The organism is Mycolicibacterium agri, assembly GCF_002553505.1.
GTDB lineage: Bacteria > Actinomycetota > Actinomycetes > Mycobacteriales > Mycobacteriaceae > Mycobacterium > Mycobacterium agri.
In genome coordinates, this window is record NZ_PDCP01000016.1 from 104,900 (window position 1) to 112,946 (window position 8,047).

The window sequence follows — 8,047 nt, forward strand, 5'->3', positions numbered from 1 at the left end:
GTCCGCTTTTTGACCACGGCGCACAAACGCACCAGGAAGCAACAAAAGAAGAACCGTCCGGCTACGAAAGTCCGGCCGGAGAAAAGAATGGCGGTGGCGGAGGGATTTGAACCCTCGGTGGGGGGTTACCCCACACACGCTTTCGAGGCGTGCTCCTTAGGCCGCTCGGACACGCCACCGTGCCGTAGCCTACCGAACACCCGCTGCCTCATTCCAATCGCTGTCGGGCGAAGAACTCCTCCAGCGGGGCCGCGCACTGGGCGGCCAGCACCCCGCCGACGACCTCAGGCCGGTGCGTCAGCCGACGATCACGGACCACATCCCACAGCGAGCCGACCGCGCCGGTCTTGGGTTCCCACGCTCCGAACACCAACCGTGCCACCCGGGCCATCACCAGCGCGCCCGCGCACATCGTGCAGGGCTCGACGGTCACCGCCAGCGTCGTGCCCTCCAGCCGCCAGCCGTCGCCGAGCATCCGCGCCGCCGCCCGCATGACCAGGATTTCGGCGTGCGCCGTCGGGTCGCCGAGGGCCTCGCGGGCGTTCGCCGCGCGTGCCAACTCGGTGCCGTCGGGAGCGTAGATCACCGCACCCACCGGCACGTCATCAGGACCCGCACTGCCCGCGGCTTCCAGGGCGGCACGGATGAGGTCTTCGTCGGTCACCGATTGAGGCGGTCCAGCACCTTGGACAGTTCGTCCGCGAAGCCCATCTCGCGGGCGATGCGGCCGATCTGTTCATCGGCGTAGAGGTCGTACTCGGAGATGATCACCCCGAGCACCGCCTCGGGCAGCCCGACGTCGGACAGCAGCCCGAGATCGCCCTCCTCGAACGGTTCGGCGTCCTCCAGGTCGTCGGGTTCGATGTCGGCGTCGAGCTTTTCGAGCACCTCCGCGGCGATGTCGTAATCCAGTGCCGCGGTGGCGTCGGACAGCAACAGCCGCGTCCCCGCCGGGGCGGGCCGCACGATCACGAAGAACTCGTCGTCGACGTCGAGCAAACCGAAAACGGCTCCCGCACTGCGCAGCTCGCGCAACTCGGTCTCTGCCGCCGTCAGACTCGTCAGTGCGGCAGGACGCATGGGGTAGCAACGCCACTTGCCTTCCTCACGGACAACGGCGACCCCGAAGCCCTCGGGTGCGTCGGCGTCCTGCGCAGGTGCCCGTTGTGGTCCCATGATCACTTACGCTAGTGCCGACCAGGGCATTTGACCAGCAATCGAGATCAGCCCGACCGCACGTGGCCATGTCCGTGTGCCACTCTTGAAGCCGTGACGAAACCTCCCGTCTGCGTACTCGGTCTTGGCCTGATCGGCGGCTCGATCATGCGCGCGGCGACCGAGGCGGGCCGCGAGGTGTTCGGATACAACCGCTCGGCCGACGGCGTTCTGGCCGCTCGCGGCGACGGCTTCGACGCCACCGAGCACATCGACAAGGCCCTCAAGCGCGCCGCGCAGGCGCACGCGCTGATCGTGCTCGCCGTGCCGGCGCCCGCGCTGCCGTTGGTGTTGGAGCAGGTCCGCGACATCGCCCCGGACTGCGCCCTGACCGACGTCACGAGCGTCAAGGCCGCCGTGCTCGACGAGGTGAAGTCGGTCGGGCTGCTGGCCAATTTCGTCGGCGGTCATCCGATGGCGGGCACCGCACAGTCCGGCTGGGCGGCCGGAGACGCGCGCCTGTTCGTCGGCGCCCCCTGGGTGCTCAGCGTCGACGACCACGTCGACCCGCAAATCTGGGGCATGGTCATGGATCTCGCGTTGGACTGCGGCGGCGTCATCGTCCCGGCCCGATCCGACGAGCACGATGCGGCCGCGGCCGCGATCTCGCACCTGCCGCATCTGCTCGCCGAGGCGCTGGCGGCCACCGCCGCCGACGTGCCGTTGGCATTTGCACTGGGCGCCGGGTCATTTCGCGACGGCACCCGCGTCGCCGCCACCGCACCCGAACTGGTCCGCGCGATGTGCGAGGCCAACGCCGACCAGCTGGTGCCGACGCTCGACCAAGCGATCGAGATGCTGCAGAAGGCCCGCGAATCACTCGCCACCGACAAATCGGTGGCCCACCTCGTCGAGCAGGGGCACGCCGCACGCACCCGCTTCGACAGCTTCCGCCGCACCGAAATCCTCACCGTCGTCGTCGGTCAGGACGGTTGGCGCGACGAACTCGCGGCCGCGGGGCGCGCCGGCGGCGTGATCAGATCCGCTCTGCGAGTCCTGGGTAATCCAGAATAAATCCGTACTCGTCGACGGTGACGGTGGTGTCGGCGACGGGCGAATGCAGCTTGATGCCATCGGCTGCGCTGCTGTAGCTGATCGTCACGGGCTTGACCGTCAGATCGGGCAGCGACACGTAAACCACCGGCACCGACAGCGAGTCGCTGCGCTGGTACAGACCGGTGCGTCGGATCGGCAACGCGTTGAAGAACGGGCTGAAAATCACGTCGACGTCCAGGGCGCCGTCGTACGGGGCGCGGCTGGACTGGCCCGAGTGCTCCTGGACCAACCACAGGTTCTCGTCATCGCGCGCGATGGAAAGTTGCCGTTCGCGCTCGGCCAGCGTGACCGTCATCGACAGCCGGCGCGTCGCACCGGATTCGTCGGTGACCAGATCGTAGGACGCCGAGAACGGCGGATGGGTCGACGTTGCCGCGGCCACGATCCGCCCGTGGGCCTTGATCCGATTGTTCGACAACTGCACCCGCACGGATTCCATCCGCGGAACATCATGTGCCCGCCAGGTCAGGACGGCGGGCCAGGGAGCGTTATCTGCACTCACCCGTCTACCGTAGGCGACAGACGGCCGCGTTCGTAGCCCGGTTCGGGTGTGCTTTTCGTCCGCTCCCGACCCCGAATGTGAGATTGCATGGCGACCTCGTCGTCCAGCAGCGGCTGCGGCATCCGGCGCAACCGCCCGGTGCCGGGTACCGAGGCCCACACCGCAAACGCCAGAATGCCGTCGAGGATCAATGCAAGTGCGGTGACCATCAGCGCGCCGACCAACGCGAGATAGAACTCGCGCACCTTGATCCCGTCGATCAGGTAGCGGCCGAGCCCACCCAGGCTGGCATAGGCCGCGACGGTCGCTGTCGCCACGATCTGCAGTGTCGCGGTGCGCAGTCCGCCGAGGATCAACGGCATCGCGTTGGGCACCTCCACCCGCAGCAGCACCCGGCGCTCCGTCATGCCCATCGACCGGGCCGCGTCCACGACCGCGGGGTCGACGTTGGCGATGCCCGAATACGTGCCCGCCAGCAACGGCGGAATGCCGAGCAGCATCAGCGCGACGGTGGGCCCGACGAGGCCAAGGCCCCACAGCAGCACGCCGAGCAGCAGCACACCCAGCGTCGGCAGCGCGCGCAACGCGTTCACGCCCGTGACGACCAGGAAGGTGCCGCGGCCCGTATGCCCGATGACCATGCCGATCGGTATGGCGATCAGCGCCGAGAAGAACACCGCGATCACGGTGTACTGCAGATGCTCACCGATGCGGGCGGCCAGTCCCGCAGGGCCTGCCCAGTTGGCCGCGGTGAAGATGAACGACAGCGCCTCGTGCAGGAAGTTCACGCCGCCTCCCCCACTGCCACGGCGGCCTTCGTCCGCACACCGCCGCCGGCCCGGCCCGCGCGGGTCCACGGCGTGATGATGCGGCCGATGAGCATGATCAACGTGTCGATCACGATGGCCAGCACAAAGATCGCGATGATGCCGCCGATGATCTGGTCGCTCTTGTTGGACTGGTAGCCCTCTGTGAACCAGGTGCCGAGGCCGCCGATCCCGATCACCGATCCGACCGCGACCATCGAGATGTTGGTGACGGCGACGACGCGCAGGCTGGCTACGAGAACCGGGATCGACAGGGGCAGTTCGACTTTGAGCATCCTCGTGAGTGGTCGGTAGCCGACGGCGGTGGCCGCGTCGCGAACCGCGGCGGGCACGGCGTCCAGCGCTTCGGGGACGGCCCGCACCAGCAGTGCCGTGGTGTACAGCGTGAGCGCGACGATCACGTTGGCCTCATCGAGGATGCGGGTCGGAATGATCAACGGCAGCACCACGAACAACGCCAGCGACGGGATCGTGAAGATGATGCTGGCCGTGACGGTGGTCAGCCGCCGCACCGTCGTGGTGCGCTGCACCAGCGCGCCCAGTGGCACCGCGATCAGCAGGCCGAGGATGATCGGGATGAGCGAGAGCCTCAAGTGGATGACGGTCAGCGCCCACGCGTCGTCGAGATTGTTGAGCAGATAGCGCACACTCAACCCTTCCCATCGGAGCCGAGCTTCGGCAATGCTTCGCGCCGTTGCGAATTCAGCGCAGCCAGCACATCGTCGGCCGTCACGCCGCCGATCAGCACACCGTCTTCGTCGACGGCGGCCCCGAGCCCCGACGGCGACGACAGCGCCGCGTCGAGCGCCTGGCGCAGCGAGTGTTCCGGCCGGAACAGCGACCCTCCGCCGTAGGTGCTGTCGTACAGCGAACTGCCCTTGCGGTGCAGGTCGACACCGTCGGCGTTGATCCAGGCGAAGGGGGTGCCGTCGGGACGGTTGACCAGCACCCAGTCGTCCGGCCCGAGTACCAGCCCGTCGATCCCGGATTCGGCGACCGCCCGAATCTCGTGCAGCGGAAGGCCTGTCGCGTGGCGGAATTGCAAACCGCGGTAGCCGCGGTCGGCGCCGATGAAGCCCGCCACGAAGTCGTTGGCCGGGTTGGACAGCAGCCGTGCGGGTTCGTCGTACTGCTGCAGGATCCCGCCACTGCCGAACACGGCCACCCGCTCGCCGATCTTGACGGCCTCGTCGATGTCGTGGGTGACGAACACGATCGTCTTGTGCAGTTCGCTTTGCAGCCGCAGGATTTCGGTCTGCAGCTCCTCACGTACCACCGGGTCCACCGCGCTGAACGGCTCGTCCATCAACAGGATCGGCGGGTCGGCGGCCAACGCCCGCGCCACCCCGACGCGCTGCTGCTGGCCGCCCGACAGCTGCGCCGGGTAACGGTTCGCCAGTTGCGGGTCGAGACCGACGCGCTCCAGCACCCCGAGCGCCGCCTTGCGCGCCGCTCGCCGCGATTCACCTTTCAGCACAGGCACTGTCGCGACGTTGTCGACCACCCGCTGGTGCGGCATCAGGCCGGCGCTCTGGATGACGTAGCCGATGCCAAGCCGCAGCTTGACCGGGTCCACCTTGGTGACGTCGTCGCCGTCCACGGTCAACGTGCCCGACGACGGGTCGATCATCCGGTTGATCATCCGCATCGACGTCGTCTTGCCGCATCCCGACGGTCCGACGAACACAGTCAGCGCGCCTTCGGGCACATCGAGGGTGAGATCGTCGACGGCGACGGTGCCGTCGGGGTAGCGCTTGGTCACGCTGTCGAAATGAATCATGCCGCTCATCCCTGGATCGGTTTGTCGAAGCCGTTGTCGGCGACCCACTTTCGGGCTGCCTCGTCGGCGTTGACACCGGCGTTGCCGGAGGTCGCGGTGTTGAGCTCGATAAGGGCGTCGGTGGTCAACTTCGCCGACACCGCGTCGAGCACCTGCTTGAGTTCATCGGACTTCTTCTGCGAACTGACCAGTGGGATCACATTCGCGGCGAGGAAGTTGTTCTTCGGGTCTTCCAGCACCACCAGGTTGTTCTCCTTGATCGCCGGTGACGTGCTGAAGATGTCGGCCGCCGTGACGGTGCCGTCCACCAACGCCTTGACGGTGGCAGGCCCGCCGCCGTCGCTGATCGCGACGAAGTTGTTGGGTGGAATGTCGAGGCCGTATTTCGCCTTCAGCCCGGGCAAGCCCTCGGTGCGGTTCAAGAATTCCGACGGCCCACCGAATTTCACCTCGGGTGAGTGCGCGGCCAGATCAGCGATGGTCTTCAGATTCCACTTCTTCGCCGTCTCTTCGCTGACCGCGACGGTGTCCTTGTCCTCGGCGGGCGACGGGTTCAGGATGGACAGATCACCGGGCAGCGTCCGAAACAGCGCCAGCAGAACGTCATCCGGCGTCGTCACGTCCGCGTTCTTGTCGAAGTACTGCAGCAGGTTGCCGGTGTACTCGGGGATCAGATCGATCGAGTGGTCGCGCACCGCGGGGATGTAGGTTTCGCGGCTGCCGATGCCGAACTGGCGCCCGACGGTGAAGCCGTTGGCCTCCAACGCCTGCGCATAGATTTCGGCGATGATCTTGCTCTCGGGGAAGTCCGCCGAGCCGACGACAATCGATTTGAGGTCGCCGGACACCTCGCCGCCGCCCAGCGGGTTGGAGCTGCCGCACCCCGTCGCGCCCAGGGTGAGCAGGGCCAGAACCGCGGCCAGAATCGCCAGATGCCACTTCCGTGTTTTCGACATTTCCGAATGTCCTCTCGGCGCATCGCTGCACCGGACCCTAGCGGCATGGACGGGAACGCGCCGCACTTTGCGATCACCGTGAACGCCGTGGCTTGTTTCATTCGCGGCGGGAAAGGGCAAAGATGGAGCCATGACCAGCGATCCCTCGATGTCGCCAGACCAGCCGAGCGATGCGACGTCGCCGGTACCCGCCGACCATCTGCCCGCCGAATCGTCGGTCCCGCCCGCGATGAGCAAGCCCGTCACGAGCAAGCCCAAGGATTCGGCGTCGACGTTCACCCGCGCCGGGGCGCTGTGGACTGCGCTGATCGTCGGCTTTCTGATCCTGATCCTGCTGCTCGTGTTCATCCTCCAGAACACCGCGTCGACGACGATCCACTTCTTCGGCTGGGAGTGGATTCTGCCCGTCGGCGTCGCCCTCCTGTTCGCCGCCGTCTGTGGCGGGCTGCTCACGGTCGCGGCGGGTACCGTCAGGATCGTCCAACTTCGGCGCGCCGCCAAGAAGAATCTGAAGTCGGGCCTTTAGCCGCCGGCCGCGTCGTTGACCTGCACGGCGACCACGTCCGGGTGGCTGTAGGTGATCATGTGGCTACCGTCGACGGTGATCAGTTCCGCACCGGGCAGCGTGTCGGCCAACCGTTGGACGTGGTCGATGCTGATCAGCTGATCGCCCGACGCGCCGATGACGGTCGACGGCACACGGATCTGCGGCACGTTCTCGTCGACCCACCGTGAGGTGTCGTCGAATTCGAGTTGCTCGGAGGCGAAGGCGGCCAGGTTGCCCGTCGTCATCGTCACCGACAGCAGCCGCCGCTGGTAGGTGGGGTCGATCTTGTCGGGTGCGAACGCGTTCGCCGCGCCCGCCGTGGCCGCGACCCGCTTGAGCACTTGGTTCACCGTGACATCCAGCACCGGCCGCAGCACCGGCAACCCGCTGAACTGGGCGTAACGCGCATCGAACAGGTCGAAGGGTTTCGACCGCGTCCCGCCCGCACCGGGCGCCACCAGGACCAGTTTCGCGACGTCCTGCGGGTATCGGCGGGCGACGCCGAGCGCCAGCGTGCCGCCGTAGGAATGACCGACCAGGATGGCCGGCCCGAGGCTCAGTTTGGCCACCAGCTCGTGCACCATGTCGATCTGCTGCTGGTAGGGCAGCGGACCGCCCTTCGACCATCCGAAGCCCGGCCGGTCGATCGCGACCACGCGCCTGCCCTGCAGCAGGGGTAGGACGGGCTCGAAATCCTTGTGCGTGCCGGGCAATCCGTGGATCAGCACAACTGCCCTGCCCGATCCCGCCTGCTCGATGTAGTGAATCTCCTTGCCCTGCAGGCTGATGTAGTCGCCGTCGGCGGGCGGCATCGGTGGCAGCCGGGCGACGGTGTTGTTCACGACGACCGTCACCGCCAGCAACACCACCAGCGACCAGACGCAGAATCGCACGAACCAGCGGGCGATTTCAGGCAGTGGATGCAACAGCGGGTGGTTTTGGCGGGTTTGAGAGTAGCTCGTCGAGGACTTCAGCGGGTTTCTTCCAGCCGAGGGTTTTGCGGGGTCGGGTGTTGAGTTGGGCGGCAACGTAGTCGAGGTAGTCGGCCGGGAACACTGATAGGTCGGTGCCTTTAGCAAAGTATTGGCGCAGCAGCCCGTTGGTGTTCTCGTTACTGCCGCGTTGCCATGGCGAGTGCGGATCGCAGAAGTAGATATCGAGCTC

At 66.9% G+C, this 8,047-nt stretch carries 11 protein-coding genes and 1 tRNA gene; 2 read left to right on the forward strand and 10 right to left on the reverse strand.

Translation table 11 applies throughout. The features are described from left to right. Positions 1-88 precede the first annotated feature (88 nt). From CQY20_RS11500 to CQY20_RS11510, 3 genes are all read right to left on the reverse strand, one after another. Positions 89-179: transfer RNA gene (locus CQY20_RS11500), tRNA-Ser, on the reverse strand. A gap of 29 nt (positions 180-208) precedes the next feature. Then, positions 209-664, reverse strand: coding sequence for a nucleoside deaminase (locus CQY20_RS11505; protein ID WP_097940198.1), 456 nt, complete (start codon positions 662-664; stop codon positions 209-211). Continuing rightward, a complete protein-coding gene (locus CQY20_RS11510; protein ID WP_097940225.1) occupies positions 661-1,176 on the reverse strand; it encodes a tRNA adenosine deaminase-associated protein in 516 nt (171 codons plus the stop codon). Before CQY20_RS11510 ends, CQY20_RS11505 begins: the two co-directional genes overlap by 4 nt. Before the next feature lie 93 nt (positions 1,177-1,269). Between CQY20_RS11510 and CQY20_RS11515 the strand changes: the two genes are divergently transcribed. Beyond that, the gene (locus tag CQY20_RS11515; RefSeq protein WP_097940199.1) at positions 1,270-2,229 is read left to right on the forward strand and encodes a prephenate dehydrogenase; all 960 of its coding nucleotides are present in this window, start codon (positions 1,270-1,272) and stop codon (positions 2,227-2,229) included. Here the strand turns inward: CQY20_RS11515 and CQY20_RS11520 are convergent. From CQY20_RS11520 to CQY20_RS11540, 5 genes are read right to left on the reverse strand one after another with little or no spacing between them, the layout of a single operon-like run. After that, a complete protein-coding gene (locus CQY20_RS11520; RefSeq protein ID WP_234816203.1) occupies positions 2,192-2,773 on the reverse strand; it encodes a putative glycolipid-binding domain-containing protein in 582 nt (193 codons plus the stop codon). The genes CQY20_RS11515 and CQY20_RS11520 overlap by 38 nt on opposite strands. Further along, positions 2,770-3,561 (reverse strand): ABC transporter permease, encoded by a 792-nt coding sequence (locus CQY20_RS11525; RefSeq protein ID WP_097940201.1) that lies wholly within the window; start codon positions 3,559-3,561, stop codon positions 2,770-2,772. Before CQY20_RS11525 ends, CQY20_RS11520 begins: the two co-directional genes overlap by 4 nt. Continuing rightward, on the reverse strand, positions 3,558-4,247 hold the full coding sequence (locus tag CQY20_RS11530) for an ABC transporter permease (protein ID WP_097940202.1): 690 nt from the start codon (positions 4,245-4,247) through the stop codon (positions 3,558-3,560). The genes CQY20_RS11525 and CQY20_RS11530 overlap by 4 nt, the downstream gene beginning before the upstream one ends. A 2-nt stretch (positions 4,248-4,249) precedes the next feature. Further along, a complete protein-coding gene (locus CQY20_RS11535; protein ID WP_097940226.1) occupies positions 4,250-5,380 on the reverse strand; it encodes an ABC transporter ATP-binding protein in 1,131 nt (376 codons plus the stop codon). A gap of 5 nt (positions 5,381-5,385) precedes the next feature. Further along, a complete protein-coding gene (locus CQY20_RS11540; RefSeq protein WP_097940203.1) occupies positions 5,386-6,336 on the reverse strand; it encodes an ABC transporter substrate-binding protein in 951 nt (316 codons plus the stop codon). A 130-nt stretch (positions 6,337-6,466) separates the two neighbouring features. Here CQY20_RS11540 and CQY20_RS11545 point away from each other — a divergent pair, with 130 nt between their 5' ends. Continuing rightward, on the forward strand, positions 6,467-6,862 hold the full coding sequence (locus CQY20_RS11545; RefSeq protein ID WP_097940204.1) for a LapA family protein: 396 nt from the start codon (positions 6,467-6,469) through the stop codon (positions 6,860-6,862). On the opposite strand, the gene CQY20_RS11550 is transcribed toward CQY20_RS11545, so the two are convergent. Next, on the reverse strand, positions 6,859-7,809 hold the full coding sequence (locus tag CQY20_RS11550; RefSeq protein ID WP_234816204.1) for an alpha/beta fold hydrolase: 951 nt from the start codon (positions 7,807-7,809) through the stop codon (positions 6,859-6,861). The genes CQY20_RS11545 and CQY20_RS11550 overlap by 4 nt on opposite strands. After that, positions 7,793-8,047, reverse strand: a 255-nt coding sequence (locus CQY20_RS11555) for an IS30 family transposase (protein ID WP_109789712.1), incomplete at its 5' end; no start/stop codon positions are given. The genes CQY20_RS11555 and CQY20_RS11550, both read right to left, overlap by 17 nt.

Bases quoted from the DNA above. Each gene is read 5' to 3' on its own strand.
- CQY20_RS11510 (WP_097940225.1), bottom strand. From the start codon at position 1,176: ATGGGACCACAACGGGCACCTGCGCAGGACGCCGACGCACCCGAGGGC.
- CQY20_RS11535 (WP_097940226.1), bottom strand. From the start codon at position 5,380: ATGATTCATTTCGACAGCGTGACCAAGCGCTACCCCGACGGCACCGTC.
- CQY20_RS11540 (WP_097940203.1), bottom strand. From the start codon at position 6,336: ATGTCGAAAACACGGAAGTGGCATCTGGCGATTCTGGCCGCGGTTCTG.
- CQY20_RS11545 (WP_097940204.1), top strand. From the start codon at position 6,467: ATGACCAGCGATCCCTCGATGTCGCCAGACCAGCCGAGCGATGCGACG.